At 69.8% G+C, this 22,417-nt stretch carries 19 protein-coding genes and 5 tRNA genes; 10 read left to right on the top strand and 14 right to left on the bottom strand.

The features are described 5' to 3' along the window. The first annotated feature begins 6 nt into the window (after positions 1-6). Positions 7-1,104, top strand: a complete 1,098-nt coding sequence (gene purM, locus ACFUO4_RS34465) for a phosphoribosylformylglycinamidine cyclo-ligase (RefSeq protein WP_079310185.1) — start codon at positions 7-9, stop codon at positions 1,102-1,104. Between the two features lie 82 nt (positions 1,105-1,186). Here purM and ACFUO4_RS34470 read toward each other — a convergent pair whose 3' ends face one another. Continuing rightward, on the bottom strand, positions 1,187-1,441 hold the full coding sequence (locus tag ACFUO4_RS34470; protein WP_059194509.1) for a DUF3073 domain-containing protein: 255 nt from the start codon (positions 1,439-1,441) through the stop codon (positions 1,187-1,189). 293 nt (positions 1,442-1,734) lie between these two features. Further along, entirely contained in the window at positions 1,735-2,832 is a 1,098-nt protein-coding gene (locus ACFUO4_RS34475) for a Leu/Phe/Val dehydrogenase (RefSeq protein WP_383492176.1), read from the bottom strand. 222 nt (positions 2,833-3,054) lie between these two features. Between ACFUO4_RS34475 and ACFUO4_RS34480 the strand changes: the two genes are divergently transcribed. Next, a complete protein-coding gene (locus tag ACFUO4_RS34480; protein WP_079310187.1) occupies positions 3,055-3,897 on the top strand; it encodes a hypothetical protein in 843 nt (280 codons plus the stop codon). A 523-nt stretch (positions 3,898-4,420) separates the two neighbouring features. After that, positions 4,421-4,627, top strand: a complete 207-nt coding sequence (bldC, locus tag ACFUO4_RS34485) for a developmental transcriptional regulator BldC (RefSeq protein WP_003949541.1) — start codon at positions 4,421-4,423, stop codon at positions 4,625-4,627. Between the two features lie 461 nt (positions 4,628-5,088). On the opposite strand, the gene ACFUO4_RS34490 is transcribed toward bldC, so the two are convergent. The 4 genes from ACFUO4_RS34490 to ACFUO4_RS34505 form a co-directional block, all read right to left on the bottom strand. Further along, positions 5,089-5,283 (bottom strand): DUF6274 family protein, encoded by a 195-nt coding sequence (locus ACFUO4_RS34490; RefSeq protein ID WP_079310188.1) that lies wholly within the window; start codon positions 5,281-5,283, stop codon positions 5,089-5,091. Positions 5,284-5,464: 181 nt separating this feature from the next. Further along, positions 5,465-5,539, bottom strand: a tRNA-Asp gene (locus ACFUO4_RS34495). A 94-nt stretch (positions 5,540-5,633) separates the two neighbouring features. Continuing rightward, the gene (gene hrpA, locus ACFUO4_RS34500) at positions 5,634-9,602 is read right to left on the bottom strand and encodes an ATP-dependent RNA helicase HrpA (RefSeq protein WP_383492181.1); all 3,969 of its coding nucleotides are present in this window, start codon (positions 9,600-9,602) and stop codon (positions 5,634-5,636) included. A 71-nt stretch (positions 9,603-9,673) separates the two neighbouring features. After that, positions 9,674-9,988, bottom strand: a complete 315-nt coding sequence (locus ACFUO4_RS34505) for a hypothetical protein (RefSeq protein WP_383492184.1) — start codon at positions 9,986-9,988, stop codon at positions 9,674-9,676. Positions 9,989-10,096: 108 nt separating this feature from the next. Here ACFUO4_RS34505 and ACFUO4_RS34510 point away from each other — a divergent pair, with 108 nt between their 5' ends. Further along, complete coding sequence (locus ACFUO4_RS34510) at positions 10,097-11,113, top strand: toll/interleukin-1 receptor domain-containing protein (protein ID WP_383492187.1); 1,017 nt, start codon at positions 10,097-10,099, stop codon at positions 11,111-11,113. Between the two features lie 47 nt (positions 11,114-11,160). Here ACFUO4_RS34510 and ACFUO4_RS34515 read toward each other — a convergent pair. The 5 genes from ACFUO4_RS34515 to ACFUO4_RS34535 form a co-directional block, all read right to left on the bottom strand. Further along, a tRNA-Phe gene (locus ACFUO4_RS34515) sits at positions 11,161-11,237 on the bottom strand. A gap of 23 nt (positions 11,238-11,260) precedes the next feature. Next, a tRNA-Asp gene (locus ACFUO4_RS34520) sits at positions 11,261-11,335 on the bottom strand. 38 nt (positions 11,336-11,373) lie between these two features. Next, a tRNA-Glu gene (locus ACFUO4_RS34525) sits at positions 11,374-11,446 on the bottom strand. Between the two features lie 79 nt (positions 11,447-11,525). Next, positions 11,526-13,109 (bottom strand): metallophosphoesterase, encoded by a 1,584-nt coding sequence (locus ACFUO4_RS34530; RefSeq protein WP_383492190.1) that lies wholly within the window; start codon positions 13,107-13,109, stop codon positions 11,526-11,528. Positions 13,110-13,169: 60 nt separating this feature from the next. Continuing rightward, entirely contained in the window at positions 13,170-13,520 is a 351-nt protein-coding gene (locus ACFUO4_RS34535) for a metallopeptidase family protein (RefSeq protein WP_079310191.1), read from the bottom strand. Between the two features lie 150 nt (positions 13,521-13,670). On the opposite strand from ACFUO4_RS34535, the gene ACFUO4_RS34540 reads away from it, so the two are divergent. The 4 genes from ACFUO4_RS34540 (at position 13,671) to ACFUO4_RS34555 (ending at position 18,549) form a co-directional block, all read left to right on the top strand. Beyond that, on the top strand, positions 13,671-14,198 hold the full coding sequence (locus tag ACFUO4_RS34540) for a hypothetical protein (RefSeq protein ID WP_383492193.1): 528 nt from the start codon (positions 13,671-13,673) through the stop codon (positions 14,196-14,198). A gap of 249 nt (positions 14,199-14,447) precedes the next feature. Beyond that, on the top strand, positions 14,448-16,610 hold the full coding sequence (locus tag ACFUO4_RS34545) for a DEAD/DEAH box helicase (protein WP_383492196.1): 2,163 nt from the start codon (positions 14,448-14,450) through the stop codon (positions 16,608-16,610). A 211-nt stretch (positions 16,611-16,821) separates the two neighbouring features. Then, positions 16,822-18,378 (top strand): amino acid permease, encoded by a 1,557-nt coding sequence (locus ACFUO4_RS34550; protein WP_079310193.1) that lies wholly within the window; start codon positions 16,822-16,824, stop codon positions 18,376-18,378. A 98-nt stretch (positions 18,379-18,476) separates the two neighbouring features. Continuing rightward, a tRNA-Lys gene (locus ACFUO4_RS34555) sits at positions 18,477-18,549 on the top strand. A gap of 58 nt (positions 18,550-18,607) precedes the next feature. Here ACFUO4_RS34555 and ACFUO4_RS34560 read toward each other — a convergent pair. Continuing rightward, positions 18,608-19,258 carry a TetR/AcrR family transcriptional regulator gene (locus ACFUO4_RS34560; protein WP_383492200.1) on the bottom strand — a complete coding sequence of 217 codons (651 nt, stop codon included), beginning with the start codon at positions 19,256-19,258 and terminating at the stop codon, positions 18,608-18,610. A gap of 65 nt (positions 19,259-19,323) precedes the next feature. On the opposite strand from ACFUO4_RS34560, the gene ACFUO4_RS34565 reads away from it, so the two are divergent. Then, a complete protein-coding gene (locus ACFUO4_RS34565; protein ID WP_079310195.1) occupies positions 19,324-20,394 on the top strand; it encodes an oxygenase MpaB family protein in 1,071 nt (356 codons plus the stop codon). Positions 20,395-20,513: 119 nt separating this feature from the next. Beyond that, positions 20,514-21,071, top strand: coding sequence for a GNAT family N-acetyltransferase (locus ACFUO4_RS34570; RefSeq protein ID WP_383492203.1), 558 nt, complete (start codon positions 20,514-20,516; stop codon positions 21,069-21,071). A gap of 25 nt (positions 21,072-21,096) precedes the next feature. On the opposite strand, the gene ribA is transcribed toward ACFUO4_RS34570, so the two are convergent. Both ribA and ACFUO4_RS34580 read right to left on the bottom strand, forming a co-directional pair. Then, complete coding sequence (ribA, locus tag ACFUO4_RS34575) at positions 21,097-21,723, bottom strand: GTP cyclohydrolase II (protein WP_079310197.1); 627 nt, start codon at positions 21,721-21,723, stop codon at positions 21,097-21,099. A 131-nt stretch (positions 21,724-21,854) separates the two neighbouring features. Next, a complete protein-coding gene (locus ACFUO4_RS34580) occupies positions 21,855-22,358 on the bottom strand; it encodes a MarR family winged helix-turn-helix transcriptional regulator (protein ID WP_079310198.1) in 504 nt (167 codons plus the stop codon). Positions 22,359-22,417: the final 59 nt, after the last annotated feature.

Raw genomic sequence — 22,417 nt, forward strand, 5'->3', positions numbered from 1 at the left:
CAGGCAATGTCTGCTGAGTCAGATCAGTCACCTCCGGCGACGGGCACATCCTCCGGCGCTTCCTACGCGGCTGCCGGCGTCGACATCGAGGCGGGCGACCGCGCCGTAGAGCTGATGAAGGAGTGGGTGAAGAAGACGCAGCGCCCCGAGGTCCTCGGCGGCCTCGGCGGTTTCGCCGGCCTCTTCGACGCCTCCGCCCTCAAGAACTACGAGCGTCCCCTGCTCGCCTCCGCCACCGACGGCGTGGGCACCAAGGTGGACATCGCGCGCCAGCTGGGCGTCTACGACACGATCGGCCACGACCTGGTCGCGATGGTCATGGACGACATCGTGGTGTGCGGCGCCGAGCCGCTGTTCATGACCGACTACATCTGCGTCGGCAAGGTCCACCCCGAGCGGGTCGCCGCGATCGTCAAGGGCATCGCCGAGGGCTGTGTCCTCGCCGGCTGCGCCCTGGTGGGCGGCGAGACGGCCGAGCACCCGGGCCTGCTGGGCCCGGACGACTTCGACGTCGCCGGCGCCGGTACGGGCGTCGTGGAGGCCGACCGGCTGCTGGGTCCCGATCGCATCCGGACGGGTGACGCGGTCATCGCCATGGCGGCCTCCGGTCTTCACTCGAACGGGTACTCGCTCGTCCGGCACGTCCTGCTGAACCAGGCCGGCCTGTCCCTGGACGCGCGGATCGAGGAGCTGGGCCGCACGCTCGGCGAGGAGCTCCTGGAGCCCACCAAGATCTACTCGCTGGACTGCCTGGCGCTGATGCGCACCACCGACGTGCACGCCTACTCGCACGTCACCGGTGGTGGCCTGGCCGCCAACCTGGCCCGCGTGATCCCCGACGACCTGCACGCGATCGTCGACCGCTCCACCTGGACCCCGGCCCCGATCTTCGACCTCGTCGGCAGGACCGGCTCGGTCGAGCGTCTGGAGCTGGAGAAGACCCTGAACATGGGCGTCGGCATGATCGCGATCGTCCCCGAGGAGTCCACGGACGTGGCCCTGGCGACGCTGGCCGACCGCGGGGTCGAGGCCTGGGTGGCCGGCGAGATCACCGACCGCGGCGACCACGCCACGGGCGCGGAGCTGGTCGGGGACTACGCCTGACCGTCAGGACGCCGACAGGCAGCGCAAAACCCGGTCCGGTGGTGTGGACCACTACCGGACCGGGTTGCGCACTGCTGGAGCGTCAAGCGCCGCGGCGTTGCTGAGACGACGGACCGGACTCGTCGTCCTCGTCCTCATCGTCGTCGTTATAGAGATCCGCGTACTGGGCGTACGGGTCGTCTTCATCGTCGTCTTCGAACGGCTCGCCATTCGGCGGCTGCTGCGAAGTCGAAGCGCCCAGCTCATTGGCCAGACGCGACAGGTCAGTCCCGCCGCTGCTGTACTTCAGCTGGCGGGCGACCTTCGTCTGCTTGGCCTTTGCCCGGCCGCGCCCCATGGCTCGACCCCCTCGGTGACGGGGCTCGATGGCCCCAGAGTCTTGACACGCGTTCATGATCTGGAACGGGCTCTCCGCAGAGAGACCGGCCCGTAGGGCTTCCACGGTACCTGAGCCCACGCCCATACGGTACGTCGCCCACAGGACGTGCCTGGCACCAGAACCCGCGAGGCGCCCTGTCCCCGCTGGTCAACCGCGATTTTAACCACTTCTTGGCGGCCGACCCGCCGACGAACGTGAGAGTTCTCTCTAAGTGCCCGCCGACGGGTACCGGTCATGCGCCGCTACGGCGGTCAGCGCGCCCGGCGCGCCACCGCCGCCTCGTGCATCCGCTGCTCGGCGATCCGGTCGGCCGCGGCGGCCGGCGGGATACCGTCCACCTTCGCACGTGCGAATATGGCGAGCGTGGTGTCGAAGATCTTCGCCGCCTTCGCCTTGCACCGGTCGAAGTCGAAGCCGTGCAGCTCGTCGGCGACCTGGATGACCCCGCCCGCGTTCACCACGTAGTCCGGTGCGTAGAGGATGCCGCGGTCGGCGAGATCCTTCTCCACACCCGGGTGTTCGAGCTGGTTGTTGGCCGCGCCGCAGACGATCTTCGCGGTGAGCGCGGGCACGGTGTCGTCGTTCAGGGCGCCGCCCAGCGCGCAGGGGGCGTAGATGTCCAGGCCTTCGGCGCGGATCAGGGTGGCGGTGTCGGCGACGGCCGTGACGCCGGTCGGGTGCGCCGCCAGGATGCGGCCCACGGCCTCCTCGCGGACGTCCGTGATGACGACCTCGGCGCCCTCCTCGCGCAGGTGGGTCACCAGGTGGTGGCCGACCTTGCCGACGCCCGCGATGCCGACCTTGCGGCCGCGCAGCGAGGGGTCGCCCCACAGGTGCTGGGCGGAGGCCCGCATGCCCTGGTAGACGCCGAACGCGGTGAGCACGGAGGAGTCGCCGGCGCCGCCGTTCTCGGGCGAACGGCCGGTGGTCCAGCGGCATTCACGGGCGACGACGTCCATGTCGGCGACGTACGTGCCGACGTCGCAGGCCGTCACGTAGCGCCCGCCGAGCGAGGCGACGAACCGGCCGTAGGCGAGCAGCAGTTCCTCGCTCTTGACCGTGTCCGGGTCGCCGATGATCACGGCCTTGCCGCCGCCGTGGTCCAGGCCGGCCATGGCGTTCTTGTACGACATCCCGCGCGCGAGGTTCAGGGCGTCGGCGACGGCCTCCTCCTCGGTCGCGTACGGGTAGAAGCGGGTGCCGCCGAGGGCGGGGCCCAGCGCGGTGGAGTGGATGGCGATGACGGCCTTCAGGCCACTGGCACGGTCCTGGCAGAGCACGACTTGCTCATGACCGCCCTGGTCCGAGTGGAACAGGGTGTGCAGGACGCCGGCTGATACTTCGGTCACTGTGGTGACTCCTGGATGCGTAGCGGCGGTCGGGAGCAGCTCCCGTAAGGGTGGCGGGCGCTGTGGGCACGAGATTAGAGCCTGGTTGCACCCGTCCACCTCGCCGTGCTCAGGATCACCTACGCACGGAGTACCCCCGTGCGACGATTTGCATAGATTTCCGACCCGTTTGTGAGCGGGTTCCGCAGGTTTTCCTGGCAGTGGGCGGGGGAGGGAGCAGGCGTGCCCAAGGTGTCCTCGGTGGTCGTCCCGTATCCGACCTATCTCCGTGTGTACGAGCCGCTGGCCGCCTTCCCGGAGCCGGAGCGCAGCCACTGGGCGCGTTACGCCCACCGCCCCGACCGCCCCTCGTACCAGGACGAACTGCGCCGCTCCCTGGCCGACTTGCTGCCCACCCCGCCGATGGCCGTGCCGGTGCACGAGAGCAGCGACGCCTTCGTGCTGGACGTGGACGGCGTGGTCTGCGTCTGCCCCTGGCGGACCCGGCTGCGCGGCTGGCAGGCGCTGGGGGACCTGGGCGAGGAGCTGCCGAAGCCGGTCCTGGACGCGGTGCTGCCGGAGGTGGTGCGGCGGCAGGCGGCGCAGGACTACGAGCGGTGGCTGATCCGGAACCCGGACGCCCGCCCCTGGATCCGCTCCTCGACCTGGCAGGTGCCGCTGCACTGGTTCGTGCTGGTCGGCGACGAGGAGCGGTCCTTCGACAAGGGGTCGGGGGAGATCCCGGCGATGCTGCGCTACCGGACGCCGATGGTGCAGGCGCGGCGCCGGGTGGCGCGGGCCCTGCGGACCCTGAAGGACACCCTCGACGAGGGGCCGCTCATCGACGGCCTGGTGGACGTGGGGCGTTGGCTGGAGGAGTTCCACCCGCGCTCGCTCGTCGAGCTGGACTACGGCGGCCTGGTGCACACGCTGCCGGCCGGCGAGCTGGAGGACGACCACTCGGCGGCGGACGTGGCCGAGGGCATCGAGGCGCTGCGGCGGGGTGACGGGGCGGCCGCGGGAGAGGCCTACGGGCGGCTCGTGGAGCGCTGGCGGTCGGTCAGGGACCGGCGCTCGGCGAACTGAGCGCGGCTTAGGTCACGAACGGGTGTTTGACGTGACGCTCGTTTTGGGGTTTTGTCCTCGCACTGAGTTGCCCGGAGCTTGAGGTCCGCCCCACATGGGACGTACGTCACGATCCGGGCTTTCATCTCAACTGACGCTCAAGTGCGGTCAAGCGTGATGGACCGCACGTACCTGGCCCTTGCGTCTCTTCCCCCTCCTCATGCCAAAATAGGACAAGGGGCCCGGGGGAGGTTCCGCTTTGGGGGGTCTGGTGACTCCTGATCGCCCTGTGACTGATCGTCACAGTGGCGTGACTGTCCGCTATGGCATGGTCCATCGGCCTCTGTCGCCGATGAACACCTGGGGGGCAATTCCATCGGTTTGGCCGACGCGGCTGGACAGATGGTGTAGTTGTAGTGCCGAGGACAAGCCGTTCGTCCTATAACCGACTCGACTCGCGTCCGCCATTTCGGGCAACGCGGGTCAAGGTGCAGAATTTAGAGGAAAGAACCGAGAAGGTTCGGTTCTCCCGAGGAGGCCGCTCATGACCGCTCGCACCCCTGATGCCGAGCCGCTGCTGACCCCGGCTGAGGTCGCCACCATGTTCCGCGTGGACCCGAAGACGGTCACGCGGTGGGCGAAGGCCGGGAAGCTTACTTCCATCCGTACGCTCGGCGGGCACCGCCGCTACCGCGAGGCGGAGGTCCGTGCACTGCTCGCGGGCATCCCGCAGCAGCGCAGCGAGGCCTGAACCAACTGAATAACGGGCAAACCGGCAGGTCCCCCAACGTGCCGATACGCCCGTGACACCGCTTCACAAAGCTCCAAGCGACGCGGGTTCCGCCCCAACGGGGCCCACGCCCAAGCTCATCCCAAGAACATCACAGGGTGCGTCGTCGATCGCGCTGGACTCCGCCGGGTCCAGCGCGATCTTTTTTGTGCGCGCGGGGAGTCTTGCCGACGGCTCTGTGAGCGGGCTTGTCGGAGTCTGGGGAGGGGTGTCGGATCTCCTGTGGACGCCCCGCCCAGGCTGGTGCAATTGCACATATTAAATTGACCAGTTGTAGGCCGGGTGTAAGTACCGCGGTTTCAGAAACTCATGCGGTGACACCCGTCACATGCCAGAGTCCTTGTTGCGCCTGACTCCGGTGCGCTAGAGGAGCCACGCGTTCCACCGTCCCACGCCGGTACGGGTGTTGGGGCCGCCGTTGGTCACGCGTCGGCGGGACTTTCGTCCTCCGCCGGCTCGGCGGCCGCCTCCGCGGCGGTGCGGGGCGGGGAGTCCATGGCCAGCCGCAGCAGCTGATGGCAGATCGGGCAGTGGCGCGTCAGATGGCGATAGGAGGAGGCGGCCGACAGATGTGCACGGAGCAGGGCCCGAGTCTCGTGCCTGACCGAAGCCGCCATACGCCACCTCCAGGGGCCGCACAGGGAAGGGGCCCTGGTTTCTGGGTACCGACCGAATGTGACGCCGTCAAGACGGCGCGAGGCGGCTGAGAGGGCTGTGCGAGGAGAGGTCCAGTTGGTCGGCGTACGGCTGGACGCACGAAAAAGAAGCCCGGATCCGAAGATCCGGGCTTCCTTGTTGCGGTCCTGACGGGATTTGAACCCGCGGCCTCCACCTTGACAGGGTGGCGAGCACTCCAAACTGCTCCACAGGACCAGGTTTCGCGGCGCTTACTGGTGCGTTGCGCTGCGAGAAGGACTGTACAGGAGGGTGAGCCTCCTGCGCGAACTCACCCGGTGTGCACGGTCGGTCACGGGACGGCCGCGTCGATCGCCTTCACGATCCGCTTGTCCGAGATGGGGTACGCCGTGCCCAGCGCGTGGGCGAAATAGCTGACCCGGAGCTCCTCGATCATCCAGCGGATGTCCAGGACGGCGGCCGGCACCGGGCGGCCCTGCGGCATCTGCTCCAGGAGCCAGGCGTACTCGTCCTGCATCTCGTGGACCTTCTCCATGCGCGTGGTGTCCCGCTGCACGGCCGTCGGCATCTGCTGGAGGCGACGGTCGGCGGCGACCAGGTAGCGCATCAGGTCCGGCAGCCGGCGCAGCCCCGTCGCCGTCACGAAGCCGGGCTTCACGAGGGCGTCCAGCTGCTTGCGCACGTCCGTCAGGTTCGCGAGGAGCGCGGGGCTGCGTACGCCCTTCAGACGGCGCTCACAGGCCTGCCAGGCGGCCAGCACCTGCTGCACCTGCCCGACCGTACGCACCGTCGTGTCGACGATCTCCGCGCGGACCTTGTCGTACAGCTTCCGGTACGACTCCTCGTCCCACGCCGGTCCCCCGAAGTCGCCGATCAGCTTGTCCGCCGCCGCCATCGCGCAGTCGTCGAACAGGGCCTGGATCGTGCCGTGCGGGTTGGCCGAGAGCGCCAGCTTCTGGGCGTTCGTCAGGTGATCGCTCGCGAACTTCGCCGGGTTCACCGGGATGTTGCGGAGCACCAGCCTGCGGGTGCCCTTCCACATCGCCTCCGCCTGCTCCGCCTCCGTGTCGAAGAGGCGGACCGAGACCGTGTCGCCGTCGTCCACGAGGGCCGGGTACGCCTTCACCGGCTGACCCGCCCGGCGCGTCTCGAAGACCCGCGTCAGCGTGCCGATCGTCCAGTCCGTCAGGCCCTTGCGCTCCAGGGACTCGCCGCCCTGGCGCTCGGCGGTGGCCGCGGCGGCCTGCGAGAGGGCCTGGCGCGCCTTCGGCTTCAGCCGGAGCTTCAGCGCTTCCAGATCCTTGTCCTCGGCCAGCTTGCGGCGCCGCTCGTCGACGATCCGGAAGGTGATGCGCAGGTGGTCCGGGATCTTCGACCAGTCGAAGTCCTCGGCCTCGAAGGGCACGCCGACCATGCGCTTCAGCTCACGGGCCATGGTGGTCGTGAGCGGCTCCTGGAGAGGGACCGCCGTGTCCAGGAAGCGCTTGGCGAAGTTCGGCGCCGGGACGTAGTTGCGCCGGATCGGCTTGGGGAGGGAGCGGATCAGCTCCGTCACGACCTCCTCGCGCAGGCCCGGGATCTGCCAGTCGAAGCCCTCGTCCGTGACCTGGTTGAGGACCTGGAGCGGGATGTGGACGGTGACACCGTCGGCGTCCGCGCCCGGCTCGAACTGGTACGTGACCCGGAACTTGAGCGGGCCCTGCCGCCAGGAGTCCGGATAGTCGGCCTTGGTGACCGCCTCCGCCGACTCCCGGATGAGCATCTCCCGCTCGAAGTCGAGGAAGTCGGGCTGCTCGTGCCGCTTGCGCTTCCACCAGGAGTCGAAGTGCGCGCCGGAGACGACGTGTTCGGGCACCCGCTGGTCGTAGAAGTCGAAGAGGGTGTCGTCGTCGACGACGATGTCCCGGCGCCGGGCGCGGTGTTCGAGCTCCTCGACCTCGCTCAGCAGTCTGCGGTTGTCGGCGTAGAACTTGTGGTGCGTACGCCAGTCGCCCTCGACGAGCGCGTTGCGAATGAAAAGCTCGCGGCTCGTCTCGGGATCGATCCGGCCGTAGTTGACCTTGCGCTGGGCGACGATCGGCACGCCGTACAGCGTGACCTTCTCGTACGCCATCACGGCCGCCTGGTCCTTCTCCCAGTGCGGTTCGGAGTACGTCCGCTTCAGCAGATGCTCGGCGAGCGGCTCGACCCACTCCGGCTCGATCTTGGCGTTGACGCGGGCCCAGAGGCGTGAAGTCTCCACCAGTTCCGCCGACATGACGAAACGGGGCTGCTTCTTGAAGAGCGACGAACCCGGGAAGATCGCGAACTTGGCGCTGCGGGCGCCCAGATACTCGTTCTTGTTGCCGTCCTTCACGTCCTTCATCCCGATGTGGGAGAGAAGGCCGGCGAGGAGGGAGACGTGGACGGACTGGTCGGGCGCGTCGTCCTCGTTGAGATGGATGCCCATCTGCTTGGCGACGGTACGCAGTTGCGTATAGATGTCCTGCCACTCGCGGATGCGCAGGAAGTTGAGGTACTCCTGCTTGCACATCCGGCGGAAGGAGCTCGAGCCCCGCTCCTTCTGCTGCTCGCGGACGTACCGCCACAGGTTCAGATAGGCGAGGAAGTCGCTGGTCTCGTCGCGGAAGCGGGCGTGCTGCTGGTCGGCCTGGGTCTGCTTGTCGGCGGGGCGCTCACGCGGGTCCTGGATGGACAGCGCCGCCGCTATGACCATGACCTCGCGGACACAGCCGTTCTTGTCGGCCTCGAGAACCATCCGGGCCAGACGGGGGTCCACGGGCAGCTGGGCGAGCTTGCGGCCGGTGTCGGTGAGGCGCTTGCGCGGGTCCTTCTCGGCCGGGTTCAGCGCGCCGAGCTCCTGGAGGAGCTGCACGCCGTCGCGGATGTTGCGGTGGTCCGGCGGGTCGATGAAGGGGAACTTCTCGATGTCGCCGAGGCCGGCCGCGGTCATCTGGAGGATGACGGAGGCGAGGTTCGTCCGGAGGATCTCCGCGTCCGTGAACTCCGGGCGGGCGAGGAAGTCGTCCTCGCTGTACAGCCGGATGCAGACGCCGTCACTCGTGCGTCCGCAGCGGCCCTTGCGCTGGTTGGCGCTGGCCTGCGAGATCGGCTCGATGGGGAGGCGCTGGACCTTGGTGCGGTGGCTGTAGCGGGAGATACGGGCGAAGCCCGGGTCGATGACGTACTTGATGCCCGGGACGGTCAGCGAGGTCTCGGCGACGTTCGTCGCCAGAACGATCCTGCGGCCGGTGTGCGGCTGGAAGACGCGGTGCTGCTCGGCGTGCGAGAGCCGGGCGTAGAGAGGGAGGACCTCCGTGAACCGGTAGTTCTTCTTGTTGAGCGCGTCGGCGGTGTCCCGGATCTCCCTCTCTCCCGAGAGGAAGACCAGGATGTCGCCCTTGCCCTCGCCCTGAAGCTCCTCGACGGCGTCGCAGATCGCGGTGATCTGGTCGCGGTCGGCGTCGTCCGAGTCCTCTTCGAGCAACGGCCGGTACCGCACCTCCACCGGGTACGTCCGGCCGCTGACCTCGACGATCGGGGCGTCCCCGAAGTGCCGGGAGAAGCGCTCGGGATCGATGGTGGCGGAGGTGATGACGACTTTCAGATCCGGCCGCTTCGGCAGCAGCTGGGCCAGATAGCCGAGCAGGAAGTCGATGTTGAGGGACCGCTCGTGGGCCTCGTCGATGATGATCGTGTCGTAGGCGCGCAGCTCGCGGTCGGTCTGGATCTCGGCGAGCAGGATGCCGTCGGTCATCAGCTTGACGAAGGTGGCGTCCGGGTTCACCTGGTCGGTGAACCGCACCTTCCAGCCGACGGCCTCGCCGAGGGGGGTGTTCAGCTCCTCGGCCACGCGCTCGGCGACGGTACGGGCGGCGATCCGGCGCGGCTGGGTGTGCCCGATCATGCCGCGGACGCCACGCCCCAGCTCCATGCAGATCTTCGGGATCTGGGTCGTCTTGCCGGACCCGGTCTCACCGGCCACGATCACGACCTGGTGATCACGGATGGCGTCCGCGATCTCGTCCTTCTTCTGGCTGACCGGGAGCTGCTCGGGGTAGCTGACGGCGGGCACGCGGGAGCGGCGCCCGGCCATGCGTTCCTCGGCCTTCGCGACCTCGCCCTCGATCTCGGCGAGCACGGCGGCACGGGCCTCCGGCTTGCGGATCTTGCGCGCGCCTTCGAGCCTGCGGCCGATCCGGTGCGCGTCGCGCAGGGACAGCTCGCTCAGGCGGGGGGCGAGGGCGCCGAGGCTCGGGGCGTCGGAGGCGCCGGGGGCGGGGGCGGGATGCGTAGACATACGCGATCCAGGATCTCATCCCGGCGAAATTCATGGCGAACGCTTTTGCCGCGGTACCGGGGGGGAGGGCCCTAGAGAACGTCCACCGGGGCCTGCGCGGGCACCGCAGTCCCGGCCTCCGTCTCACGCCGGCGACGGTTCTCGTCGAGGGCGATCGACCTGGCCGTGTTGGAGACGGCCTTGATCCCCAGATAGGCGGTCGTCATGGTGCTCACCGCGGTGAAGGCCGCCGTGAGCACGCCGACGACGACCGCCTTGTCGCCGTCGAGCCGCCACACCCCGACGAGCGCCACCACCGCGATCGCGAGATTGCTGGACACCACCGCCAGCAGCCCGTACCGAGCCCGGGCGAGCTCCACCCCGTCCCCTTGCACCGCCTTGGCCATCGTCTCCCCCTGAGTCCTGTGCCGACCAGCCAGAACGTAGCGCCGGCCCGAACCCGCTGCCAAGCAAAACGCCCCCGCAGGTTCCTTGCCGGACGCTAGCCTCGGCCCATGCCTGCTGCCTCGGCCAAGAAGACGTACGACCTGTTCGTCAGTTACTCACAGTCCGATCGCCCGCTGGTCACGAAGTTCGCCGAGGATCTACGGGCTCGCAAGGTAAGCCTTTGGTACGACCGTTGGGAGATGCGCCCGGGGGACACGCTGCGGGAGCGGATCAGTGACGGGATCGCTCAGGCTCGCACCTTCATGGTGCTGCTGACCCCGGCTTCGCTCGCCTCGGACTGGGTGAACTACGAACTGAACGTGGGCATGCTGCGCGAGATCGAGGGGGCCAAGCTGCGGGTGGTGCCGGTGCTCGCCGGGGGTGTCGACGTGAGGGAGATCCCCGTCGACCTCCGAACGAAGTACTGCTTGGACATCTCCTCCTCGGAGGGTTACTCCGCGGCGTTGGAGCAGCTGGTGGAGCTCATCCACCCAGAGCGGCGAGAGCGGCAGGAGCTGTTGCGGGCGCTGCGCGCCGGAGCGGGGCAGTTCCGGTATGTGCCGGTCCTCCGGGAGTACGCGCTCACCGGTCACGACCAGACGGTCCAGGTCGCGGCCCTGCGAGGGCTGGAGAAGCAGGACGGCGCGGACGCCACGCTGGTGGTGATCGAGCGCATGCTGAACACCTGGGGGCTGCAGGCACTCAATGCCGCCTACAAGATCCTTGTTCGGCGGGGCAGCGACGGGATTCTGGGGCTGGCGGCCACGTACTTCCACGACTCCCGCTACTTCCACGAGAAGCTCGATCTGTTCGCGGAGATCGAACCGGGCCTGGCGGGGGTGCGGGACGACTACTGGGCCACGCCCTTCAACTGGCATCTTCCGAAGGTCGCGGAGGCGCTCTTCGAGGCGTCGGATCCGGACATCCGCATGGGGTCGCTGATCTCCGCCCACCACCACTTCGGGGAAGGGCTAGGCACTCCGATGCCTGGCCAGGCACAACTGGGCCTGGCGGAGTCGTATGCCGAGGTCAGGATCCCTGGACTGTTGTCGGTGCTGGAGCGGTCCGCGCCGCGCTCGCTCTGACCGAGGAATACCGAAGCCCCTCCGGTTTCCCGGAGGGGCTTCGATCATGGTGGCTGGGGCCGGGGTCGAACCGGCGACCTATCGCTTTTCAGGCGATCGCTCGTACCAACTGAGCTACCCAGCCACGAGGCTTCAGGGAAACCTCAGCGGTCCTGACGGGATTTGAACCCGCGGCCTCCACCTTGACAGGGTGGCGAGCACTCCAAACTGCTCCACAGGACCAAGCTGTTGCGTACGACAGTGTCGCACACGGTGTTGCGTGCCCCCAACGGGATTCGAACCCGTGCTACCGCCTTGAAAGGGCGGCGTCCTAGGCCGCTAGACGATGAGGGCTATCGGCCCGCCTTGCGCTTCGCAGCGCGTCGGGGACGTGAGAAGCATATGGGATGCCGGGAGGTATCGCCAAAACGGTTTAGGGAGCCCGGCCGGACGGGGTGGAGGGCGGGGTCGGGGAGAGGGTCGGCGTGGGGGTCGCGCCCGGCCGGTTCTCCTCGGGGAGGTGGCGGCTGACCTCGGCGGTCGTCAGGCCGAGGCCGCCCAGTTTGATCGAGTCCCAGGCCTGGAGGCGGCGGGTGTCGCGGTCGAAGTAGAGGATCGAGGCCTCGATCGGGTCGGGGTACTTGCCCTCGACCGCGCGCAGCCCGCTGCCGCCGGTGGAGCCCTCGATGCGCAGCCGGGTGCCGTTCTCCATGACCTCCGTGCCCTCGTGGTGCAGATGCCCGGAGAGGACCAGCGGGACCGAGCCGTCGACCTCGCGGGCCGCGGACGGCTCGTGGATCACGGCCACGTCGACGGGTTTCCCGGCGGTCGTCCAGTCCCGCAGCGACGCGGCGAGCCGGGCGCCGGCCGCCTCCTGGGTCTCCTGGGAGCCGGACTTCTCGCTGCGGTCGGGCGTGAACTGGGGATCGCCCAGCCCGGCGAAGCGCAGCCCGGCGACGGTCTCGGCGCGGCCGTCGTCGAGGACGTGGACGTTCTTCATGCCTTCCAGGTAGCGCTGGGTGACCCGGGAGTCGTGGTTGCCGCGGACCCAGACGTAGGGCGCCCCGAGGTCGGCGACCGGGTCGAGGAAGCCGTTCTCGGCGGCGGTGCCGTGGTCCATGGTGTCGCCGGAGTCGACGATGACGTTGACCTGGTACTGCTCCACGAGCGAGGCGATGATCTTCCAGCTCGCCGGGTTCAGGTGAATGTCGGAGACGTGCAGGACGCGGATGGTCGTGGGATCCGGCTGGTAGGCGGGGAGCGTGGACGTGACGTCGTACAGCTTGGTCACGTTCGTCACCAGGCGGGCCAACTCCCGCTGGTAGACGTCGAACTCGGTCACGATGCTGCGGGCGTTGCCGACCAGGGACGGGGCCGAGGAGAGCAGGCCGGAGAACTTCGGCTGCAGGACCGAGTCGGGGTTCCAGGTGGCGTACGCCGTCCCGCCGCACGCCGCCAGCAGGGTCAGGGCGAGGCCGCCGGCGGCGAGGGCGCGGCGCGGGCGGCGGTAGACGGCGAGGCCGAGGGCGGTGGCGCCGGCGACGACGGCGACGCAGGAGCGCAGCGCGAGGTCGAGGGTGCCGTGTTCGACGTCCTTCGCGACCTCGTCCTGGAGGCCGGAGAGGCGTTCGGGGTGGTCGACGAGGGCCTGGGAGCGGGCCGGGTCGAGCTGGTCCACGTTGACGTCCAGGCGGACCGGGGCGTGGTGGCTGTCCAGTTGCAGGGCGCCGAGCGGGGAGACGTTGATCTTCGTGCCGCCGGTGAGGGACGGGCGCAGGGTCATCGTGGTGTTCATGGGCCCGACGGGGGTGCGGACGTTGCCGACGATCAGCAGGCCGAGCCAGGCGCCGAGCAGCACGACCGCGACCAGGCCGAGGGCGCGGCCCCACGGGTGCGGCTGGGGCACGAGCTCGACGGCCGGGTGCGGGCGGCGCGTGCGGTAGTGCCGGGCGAAGGTGCGCGGCGAGCGTCGGATGCGGATCAGGGCGTTCAGGACTGCGGCGGGGACGCGGGCCATTGGTCCCGTATGCCCAAGTGCGGGGGCGGGTATGCGGCGGTGTGGCCCGCGGGGTGCGGGTCAGCCCCAGCCGAGTTCGTGCAGGCGCTCGTCGTCGATGCCGAAGTGGTGGGCGATCTCGTGGACGACGGTGACGGCGACCTCGTGGACGACGTCGTCGCGGGTCTCGCAGTGGCGCAGGGTCGGGCCCATGTAGATCGAGATGCGGTCGGGGAGGACGCCCGCGTACCACTCGCCGCGTTCGGTGAGCGGGGTGCCCTCGTAGAGGCCGAGCAGGTCGGGGTCGTCCGCCGGGGGTTCGTCCTCGACGAACACCGCCACGTTGTCCATGACCCGGGTCAGCTCGGGCGGGATCCGGTCCAGGGCCTCGGCCACCAGCTCTTCGAAGGCGTCGCGCGTCATCTCCAGCACAGGGCCATTGTCGGGGACGGGGGCGTGATCCGCGGGGTCGGGCGCGGTTCGGGTGCGGTCGGGCCGCAGCGGGGCCTTGCGCGTGTCCTCTTGCGGGCGGCGGGAGTTGAACGGGTTGACTTCCTCACCCGCCCTCGGAGGTGGCTGCCCGTGCGCCCCAAGTACGTACCCGTCCGTCTGGCCGCCACGGTCATGGCCGTCGCCGCTGCCGCCGGCTGCATGAGCGTCGGTGACGACGAGGGGGGAAAGAGCGCCAAGCCCTCGCACTCCGCGGGTGAGCGGGGCGGCGAGGCGCCGGACGGCGGGGCGGCGGTGTCGGGCGGCGGCGCCGGGTACGGGGCGGCGGGCGTCGACGGCAAGCACGGCAAGAAGGAGAAGGGCAAGGGGAAGGACGGGGAGTCCGCGTCCCCCTCCGCCTCGGCGTCCGCCGCGGACGAGGCGTCCCCCTCGGCGAAGCCCAAGCCCGGGAAGCCCGACAAGCCGGGGCAGCCGACCCCGACCAAGGCGCAGCCGACGCCGACGCGGCCGGCCGACCCGGACCCGGTGACGCCGACGCCCGAGCCCCCGTCGCCGGAGCCGTCGACGCCCCCGGCCGAGCCGTCCTCCTCCGCGCACCCGGACACCGAGCCGCAACTCGTCCAGCGGGAGCCGGCGCCGACGGCGGGGTCACCGGCGTGAGGCGGTGACGGTGTCGTGAGGGTGCGGCGGTGTGACGTACGTCTAGTCCGGGGGGATTGGTTTGCCTTGGGGGGTAGAGGGTGCGTATGGTGGTAGATCGTTTGATCCCATTGCCCGGCGCCATTGCAGAGAGCGCCGTGTGGCGCGTTCTCTCCCTTGCCGTGGCTGACCGCATAGAGGCGGTCGTATTGCGAAATCACGGAGTTGACGGGCGCGTGCCGACGAGACTCCGGAAGGTTTCGCTTACGCATGTCCATTTCCAGTTCTGATCACATCGTCATGCCCGAGAACGACGAGAACGAGGCCGTCGAGGCGCTCGAGACCGTCGAGTCGGCTGACGCGACCCCCGAGGTCACCTTCGCCGACCTCGGTCTGCCCGAGGGCGTCGTGCGCAAGCTCGCGCAGAACGGTGTGACCACCCCCTTCCCGATCCAGGCCGCGACCATCCCGGACGCCCTGGCCGGCAAGGACATCCTCGGCCGTGGCCGCACCGGCTCCGGCAAGACCCTCTCCTTCGGTCTGCCGACCCTGGCGCGTCTCGCCGGCGGCCGCACCGAGAAGCACAAGCCCCGCGCGGTCATCCTCACCCCGACCCGTGAGCTCGCCATGCAGGTGGCGGACGCCCTCCAGCCCTACGGCGACGTCCTCGGCCTGAAGATGAAGGTCGTCTGCGGCGGCACGTCCATGGGCAACCAGATCTACGCCCTGGAGCGCGGCGTCGACATCCTCGTCGCCACCCCGGGCCGGCTGCGCGACATCATCAACCGCGGCGCCTGCTCCCTGGAGAACGTCGAGGTCGCCGTCCTCGACGAGGCCGACCAGATGTCCGACCTGGGCTTCCTGCCCGAGGTCACCGAGCTGCTCGACCAGGTCCCGGCCGGCGGCCAGCGCATGCTGTTCTCCGCGACCATGGAGAACGAGATCTCCACCCTGGTCAAGCGCTACCTGAGCAACCCCGTCACGCACGAGGTCGACAGCGCTCAGGGCAACGTCACGACGATGTCCCACCACATCCTGATCGTGAAGCCCAAGGACAAGGCGCCGGTCACCGCGGCCATCGCCTCCCGCAAGGGCCGCACCATCATCTTCGTCCGCACCCAGCTGGGCGCCGACCGCGTCGCCGAGCAGCTGCGCGAGTCCGGTGTGAAGGCCGACGCGCTGCACGGCGGCATGACCCAGGGTGCCCGCACCCGGACGCTGGCCGACTTCAAGGACGGTTACGTCAACGTCCTCGTCGCCACCGACGTCGCCGCCCGCGGTATCCACGTGGACGGCATCGACCTGGTCCTCAACGTGGACCCGGCCGGTGACCACAAGGACTACCTGCACCGCGCGGGCCGCACGGCGCGTGCCGGTCGCACGGGTACGGTCGTCTCCCTCTCCCTGCCGCACCAGCGCCGCCAGATCTTCCGCCTGATGGAGGACGCGGGCGTCGACGCCGGCCGGCACATCATCCAGGGTGCCGGCGCCTTCGACCCCGAGGTCGCCGAGATCACCGGTGCCCGGTCGATGACCGAGGTCCAGGCCGAGTCCGCGGGCAACGCGGCGCAGCAGGCCGAGCGTGAGGTCGCCTCCCTGACCAAGCAGCTGGAGCGGGCGCAGCGCCGTGCCGCCGAGCTGCGCGAGGAGGCCGACCGTCTCGTCGCCCGGGCCGCCCGTGACCGCGGTGAGGACCCGGAGACCGCGGTGGCCGAGGCGCAGGCGGAGGCCGTGGCCGCCGTCGAGGCCGCCGAGGTGTCCGTGCCCGAGCAGCCCGCGGCGCAGGACGTCGACCGGGCCGAGGGCGCGGCGCCGTACGAGCGTCGTGAGCGTCGGGACAACGACCGTGGCGGCTTCCGCCGCGATGACCGTGGTGGGCGTTCTTTCGAGCGCCGTGACGACCGCGGTGGCCGTGGGTTCGAGCGTCGGGACAACGACCGTGGCGGCTTCCGCCGTGACGACCGGCGTGACGACCGTGGTGGGCGTTCTTTCGAGCGTCGTGACGACCGTGGCGGCCGTGGGTTCGAGCGTCGGGACAACGACCGTGGCGGCTTCCGCCGTGACGACCGCCGCGATGACCGTGGTGGGCGTTCCTTCGAGCGTCGTGACGACCGCGGTGGCTTCAACCGCGACAACCGCGACAACCGCGACCGTGGCGAGCGTGGCTTCGAGCGCCGGGACAACGACCGTGGCGGCTTCCGCCGCGACGACCGTCCGGCGGGCCGTTCCTTCGAGCGCCGTGACGAGCGCGGTGGGCACCGTGGCAGCGACCGTCCCTTCAACCGCGACCGCCGCGACGACCGTCCGGGCTTCCGCTCCGGTGGCCACGAGCGCCCCTACGGCCGCCGTGACGACCACCGTGGCACCGGCTCCGGTTCCGGCTCGTCCTTCGGCCGCCGCGACGACAAGCCGCGCTGGAAGCGCAACGGCTGACGCGGCCACGGCTGACGCAGTCTGAGAAGGGCCCGTACGACTTCGGTCGTACGGGCCCTTCGGCTTTCCGGAGACGGCTTGCGACGGACGGCAACGGCCGGGGGCGTCCGGGCCGCGGACGAAGATCGCCACTGATCGGCAGGTATACAACGGCATTTTTTGGCCACGTTGTGGCGTGTGTCACGCCCCCGGCGAGGGAAATGCTGGGGGCATGACAGATGACGCGATAGCGAGCGGGCCGTCCAAGGGGCCATCCGGCCTGTCGGACGAGGAACGGCTGGCCCAGCTCGGTTACACGCAGGTCCTTGCCCGCCGTATGTCGGCGTTCTCCAACTACGCGGTGTCCTTCACGATCATCTCGGTCCTGTCGGGCTGTCTGACGCTGTATCTGTTCGGCATGAACACCGGTGGCCCCGCGGTGATCACCTGGGGCTGGGTCGCGGTCGGGCTGATGACGTTGTTCGTCGGGCTGTCGATGGCCGAGATCTGTTCGGCGTACCCGACCTCCGCGGGCCTGTACTTCTGGGCCCACCGGCTGGCCCCGCCCCGGACCGCCGCCGCGTGGGCGTGGTTCACGGGCTGGTTCAACGTGCTCGGGCAGGTCGCCGTGACCGCCGGCATCGACTTCGGGGCCGCGTCCTTCCTGGGCGCCTACCTGAACCTCCAGTTCGACTTCGAGGTGACCCCGGGCCGGACGATCCTGCTCTTCGCCGCGATCCTCGTCCTGCACGGCCTGCTCAACACCTTCGGCGTGAAGATCGTCGCCCTGCTGAACGACATCAGCGTGTGGTGGCACGTGATCGGCGTCGCGCTCATCGTCGGCGCGCTGACCTTCGCCCCCGACCACCACCAGTCGGCGTCCTTCGTGTTCGGCGAGTTCGTGAACAACACGGGCTGGGGGAGCGGGGTGTACGTGGTCGCGCTCGGGCTGCTGATGGCCCAGTACACCTTCACCGGCTACGACGCCTCCGCCCACATGACCGAGGAGACGCACGACGCCTCGACGGCCGGCCCGAAGGGGATCGTGCAGTCGATCTGGACCTCGTGGATCGCCGGCTTCGTGCTGCTGCTCGGCTTCACCTTCGCGATCCAGTCCTACGACGGTGCCCTGAACTCCCCGACGGGAGCGCCGCCCGCCCAGATCCTGCTGGACGCGCTGGGCGCGACCTCGGGCAAGCTGCTGCTGCTCGTCGTCATCGGGGCGCAGCTGTTCTGCGGAATGGCGTCCGTGACCGCCAACAGCCGCATGATCTACGCGTTCTCGCGCGACGGTGCCCTCCCGTTCTCGCACCTCTGGCACACCGTCAGCCCGCGCACCCGCACGCCCGTGGCGGCCGTGTGGCTGGCGGCGGGCGGGGCGTTGCTGCTGGGACTGCCGTACCTGATCAACTACACGGCCTACGCGGCGGTGACCTCCGTGGCGGTGATCGGCCTCTACATCGCGTACGTCATCCCGACTCTGCTGCGGCTGCGCAAGGGCGAGGAGTTCGAGCGCGGGCCGTGGCATCTGGGCCGCTGGTCCCGGGCGATCGGCGTGGTGTCGGTGGTGTGGGTCGGCGTGATCACGGTCCTGTTCATGCTCCCGCAGGTCTCGCCGGTCAACTGGGACACCTTCAACTACGCGCCGGTGGCCGTCCTCGTGGTCCTCGGCTTCGCGGCGGCCTGGTGGCTGGCCTCGGCCCGGCACTGGTTCCTCAACCCCGACCACGAGCGGACGCGGGCCCGGGAAGCGGCTCGCAAGGGCGCCCCCGAACCGGTGGATCCGTGATCTTTGCGGCCGGTACCCGACTCCGGCGCGGCCGTGTCCCCGATACCCGATCGGAGAGACGGCCGCGTCCGGCTATGCTCGGGGAGGCAACATCGCCTGGGCCCTTAGCTCAATTGGCAGAGCAGTGGACTTTTAATCCATTGGTTGTGGGTTCGAGTCCCACAGGGCCTACGGGTTCGCGGCGCCCGAGCCGGCTTCGGTCGGTTCGGGCGCCGACGTGTTTTCGGGGTCAGCGCGTCCGTGGCCAGAGGGTGCCGAGGAGCAGCTCCACCTGGTCGGTCAGGTGTGCCGGGTCGAAGGTGCCGGGGGCCGTGAGGGCCAGGCGGCCGAAGTGTTCGGCGCAGGCGACCAGGGCGTGGGCGAGGACGCGCGGGTCGAGGGGCGGGGCGTCGCGGTCGGCCGGGAGGCGGGTGAGCCAGGCCTCGACCAGGTGCCGGAAGCGTTCCCGGTCCGCCTCGATGCGGTCGCGCACGACGGCGGGCATGTTGCCGGGCGGCGACAGGATCAGCCGCCAGGTGTCCGGGTCCTGATGGAGCATCGCGGACATGCGCCGTACGGTCTCCGCGGCGAACGCGGCCGGGTCGGGCGACCCGGCGGAGTCGGGCAGCGTGGCGAGCAGGCGGTCGAAGGCGCGGGCCTGCTGCCGGTCGAGGAGCGCGGTCAGCAGGGTGTCGAGGTTGTCGTAGGCGCCGTAGACCACGGACCGGGCGACGTCGGCCCGCTTGGCGACGGCGTCGACGGAGATCCGGTCGTAGCCGTCGCTCACGATCACCGCGAGGGCGGCGTCCAGCAGTTGCTCGCGGCGCTGCTCGATCGGGACGCGGGGGGCGTAGGGGCGTCGTTTGCGGGGCCGGTCTTCGGAAGTCGCGTGAGTCGGCACCTTGGCAGTTTACGACAGGCGTGTCTTAATTTAAGACACCAGTGTCGTAAGTGAGGGGCGGCTTCATGGCGAAGCTCAAGAGGTTCGGACGCGGCGAGGTGCAGCCGCACGAGGACTACGGCTTCTTCGGGCCCGGTTCGGTCGTGTGGAAGGTCTGGAGCTATCCGACCGCCCCGACCGTGGGCTTCCAGCGCGCCGTGGTCGTCGAGGAACTCGACCCGCCGCTCGTGGCCGCCGTGCACGCGACCCAGGGCATCTACCGGCGCGCCCGCACCCGTTACGACCGCACGCTGCGGTACTTCGCGATGGTGGCCTTCGCCGGCACCCGTGAGGTCTGCCAGGCCGCGGACGTCCTGGTCAAGGTCCACTCCAAGGCGATCGGCGAGCTGCCGTACGGCGGTGGCACCTACGACGCCAACGACCCCGCCTCACAGCTGTGGATCCAGCTCACCGGCTGGCACTCGATCCTCTACGCCTACGAGAAGTACGGACCCGGCAAGCTCACCGAGCAGGAGGAGACGGAGTACTGGGAGGCCTGCGCCCTCGCCGCGGAGCTCCAGACCTGCTCCCCGGACGACGTGCCGCGCAGCCGGGAGGGCATCCGGGCGTACTTCGCGGACATGCGCCCGCGGCTGTCCGCCAGCCCGATCGCCAGGCAGGCCATGAACCATCTGCTCAGGACCGAGCTCGTGCTGCCGCCGACGCCGTGGTGGGCGAAGCCCGCGAGCCTCGCCGTCGCGCGGGCCCAGCGGATCGCCACGATCGCCACTCTGCCGCGCTGGATGCGCGAGCTGGCCGGCATCCGGCAGTCACGCCTCCTCGACACGCTCATCGTGCCCGTCATGAAGACGGCCTTCGCGCTCGCCCATCTGAGCCCTCGGCTCGAACTGCTCCTGATAGGACGGCTCTCGCCCTCCACGGTCCCGGTGATCGCGCCGATGAAGCTCGGCATCCCGCCCCGCACGCGGGAAGTACTGACGCCCGCCGAGGCCCGCGCCCGCCACGGCTACCCCAGGCCCGCCGAGGCCCACCTCGACCTCCGCGCCCGCCAGGCCGCCCGCGTCTTCGAGCACGGCAAGGCCCCCAGCGACCAGGGCCTCATCGAGTCCCAGGAGATCCTCGGCCCGCTCGCGTAGCAGGAGCCCCACACCGGTGTCGGCGACGTAGGTTGGGCCCAGGTCGACGGCACGCCCCGGCGAACCGGCGCCGCGGGGTCGTGCGGTCCCGGCGTGAAGAGAGCGAGACGAACAGGGACATGGACGCGAACACCCACCCCCACACCGACGCCCCCACGGGCACGGCCTCCGGCGTGGTCCTCCGCCCCGCCGCCCCCGCCGACCTGGACACCGTCGCCGCCATCTACGCCCACTACGTCCTGCACACCGTCACGACCTTCGAGGAGACCCCGCGCTCCGCCGCCGAGTGGGAGGAGCGGCGTCGTGAACTCGCCGAGGCGGGGCTGCCGTTCCTGGTCGCCGAGGTCTCCGGGGACGTCGCCGGGTACGCGTACGCGACCGCGTGGCGACCCCGGCCCGCCTACCGGTTCACCGTGGAGAACTCGATCTATCTCGCCCCGGACGCCACCGGGAAGGGGCTGGGCAGTGCCTTGCTGGGCGCGCTGATCGAGGCGGCGGCCGGGGCCGGGAAGCGGAGGATGATCGCCGTGGTCGCGGACAGCGACGCGGCCGCCGCCTCCCTCGCCCTGCACCGCCGCTTCGGCTTCACCGACGCCGGGCGGCTGACCGCCGTAGGGCACAAGCACGATCGGTGGATCGACACCGTGCTGCTGGAGAAGGAGTTGGGAGGGGGCTGACGCCCCCGCCACCGCGGCGTGCCGGTTATCCGACGCTCAACTCGGCCAGCGGCAGCGTGTGCTGGGTCTGGAGTACCTTCGCCCGCAGGTAGCGGACGTTGTGGGCGGTGGTGAAGACCCCGGTGGGGACGCGGTCGCGGACGTCGATGCCGAGGTCGCGCAACTGACCCGCCTTGTCGGGGTTGTTGGAGAGGAGGTCCAGCGACTCGATGCCCAGGGCCTTCAGCATCTGCGCGGCCGCCGTGTAGTCGCGGTCGTCCTCGGGCAGGCCCAGCGCGGTGTTCGCGGCGTAGGTGTCGAGGCCCTGGTCCTGGAGGGCGTACGCGTCGAGCTTGTTGTAGAGACCGATGCCGCGGCCCTCCTGGCGGAGGTACAGCAGCACGCCGCCGCGTTCGGCGATGCGCTCGACCGCCTCGCGCAGCTGGGGGCCGCAGTCGCAGCGGGCGGAGCCGAAGACGTCGCCGGTGAGGCACTCGGAGTGCAGCCGGACCAGAGGATCGGGGCCGGGCTCGCCGAGGACGACCGCCAGGTGTTCCTGGCCGTCGACCAGTCCGTGGAAGGTGACCAGCTCGGAGTCGACGCGGTAGCCGTCACCGAAGCGCAGGGGCACGCGGACGCGGGAGCGCTGGGTTGCGGCGGGGATGTCGGTCATGCGGGTACTCCGGTCCGTAGACATATCTGCTTCAGTTTTGAAGCAGATCTACGGTTCGAGACCCTACCCCATGCTTTAAATTTGAAGCAACAGGTATATGGCGCTTGTCACGAACCTCGTCGTGAACCCCGTTACGAACAGGACGGCGACGACCGCCGCCGCCACGGAACCTCGTCCCCCGTGTCCTCCTGGAGCCCGTCCGCGATCGCCCGGGAGATCTCCTCCAGCTGCCCCACCTGCTCGGGGCCGAGCCGGTCGAAGATCGCGGAGCGGACCGTCTCGACATGTCCCGGCGCCGCCCGCTCCACCTCCGCCATGCCCTCGTCGGTCAGTACGGCGATGCTGCCGCGCTTGTCCCACCGACAGCTCTCCCGCCCGACCAGCCCGTCCTTCTCCAGCCGGTTCACGGCGTACGTGAGCCGCGGCCGCGTGATCTTCAGCCCCTCGGCGAGATCCGTCATCCGCAGCCGCCGTTCCGGCGCCTCGGAGAGAGTGGCGAGGATGGAGTAGTACAGGTGCGGCATGCCGGCATCCTGCTGGAGCTGCCGGTCGATCGCGTCCTCCAGGAGGTGCGTCGCGGCCATGAACGCGCGCCAGGCGCGCTGCTCCTCGGGGGTGAGCCAGCGAGTCGTCATGCCCCCAGTGTAGGTTTGCTTCAAACTTGAACCAAGAATCGCACGTCACAGCGCGCCGC

Source organism: Streptomyces sp. NPDC057280, assembly GCF_042668605.1.
Taxonomy (GTDB): domain Bacteria; phylum Actinomycetota; class Actinomycetes; order Streptomycetales; family Streptomycetaceae; genus Streptomyces.

Bases quoted from the DNA above. Each gene is read 5' to 3' on its own strand.
- purM (WP_079310185.1), top strand. From the start codon at position 7: ATGTCTGCTGAGTCAGATCAGTCACCTCCGGCGACGGGCACATCCTCC.
- ACFUO4_RS34470 (WP_059194509.1), bottom strand. From the start codon at position 1,441: ATGGGGCGCGGCCGGGCAAAGGCCAAGCAGACGAAGGTCGCCCGCCAG.
- bldC (WP_003949541.1), top strand. From the start codon at position 4,421: ATGACCGCTCGCACCCCTGATGCCGAGCCGCTGCTGACCCCGGCTGAG.
- ACFUO4_RS34490 (WP_079310188.1), bottom strand. From the start codon at position 5,283: ATGGCGGCTTCGGTCAGGCACGAGACTCGGGCCCTGCTCCGTGCACAT.
- hrpA (WP_383492181.1), bottom strand. From the start codon at position 9,602: ATGTCTACGCATCCCGCCCCCGCCCCCGGCGCCTCCGACGCCCCGAGC.
- ACFUO4_RS34505 (WP_383492184.1), bottom strand. From the start codon at position 9,988: ATGGCCAAGGCGGTGCAAGGGGACGGGGTGGAGCTCGCCCGGGCTCGG.
- ACFUO4_RS34510 (WP_383492187.1), top strand. From the start codon at position 10,097: ATGCCTGCTGCCTCGGCCAAGAAGACGTACGACCTGTTCGTCAGTTAC.
- ACFUO4_RS34530 (WP_383492190.1), bottom strand. From the start codon at position 13,109: ATGGCCCGCGTCCCCGCCGCAGTCCTGAACGCCCTGATCCGCATCCGA.
- ACFUO4_RS34545 (WP_383492196.1), top strand. From the start codon at position 14,448: ATGTCCATTTCCAGTTCTGATCACATCGTCATGCCCGAGAACGACGAG.
- ACFUO4_RS34550 (WP_079310193.1), top strand. From the start codon at position 16,822: ATGACAGATGACGCGATAGCGAGCGGGCCGTCCAAGGGGCCATCCGGC.
- ACFUO4_RS34565 (WP_079310195.1), top strand. From the start codon at position 19,324: ATGGCGAAGCTCAAGAGGTTCGGACGCGGCGAGGTGCAGCCGCACGAG.
- ACFUO4_RS34570 (WP_383492203.1), top strand. From the start codon at position 20,514: ATGGACGCGAACACCCACCCCCACACCGACGCCCCCACGGGCACGGCC.
- ribA (WP_079310197.1), bottom strand. From the start codon at position 21,723: ATGACCGACATCCCCGCCGCAACCCAGCGCTCCCGCGTCCGCGTGCCC.
- ACFUO4_RS34580 (WP_079310198.1), bottom strand. From the start codon at position 22,358: ATGACGACTCGCTGGCTCACCCCCGAGGAGCAGCGCGCCTGGCGCGCG.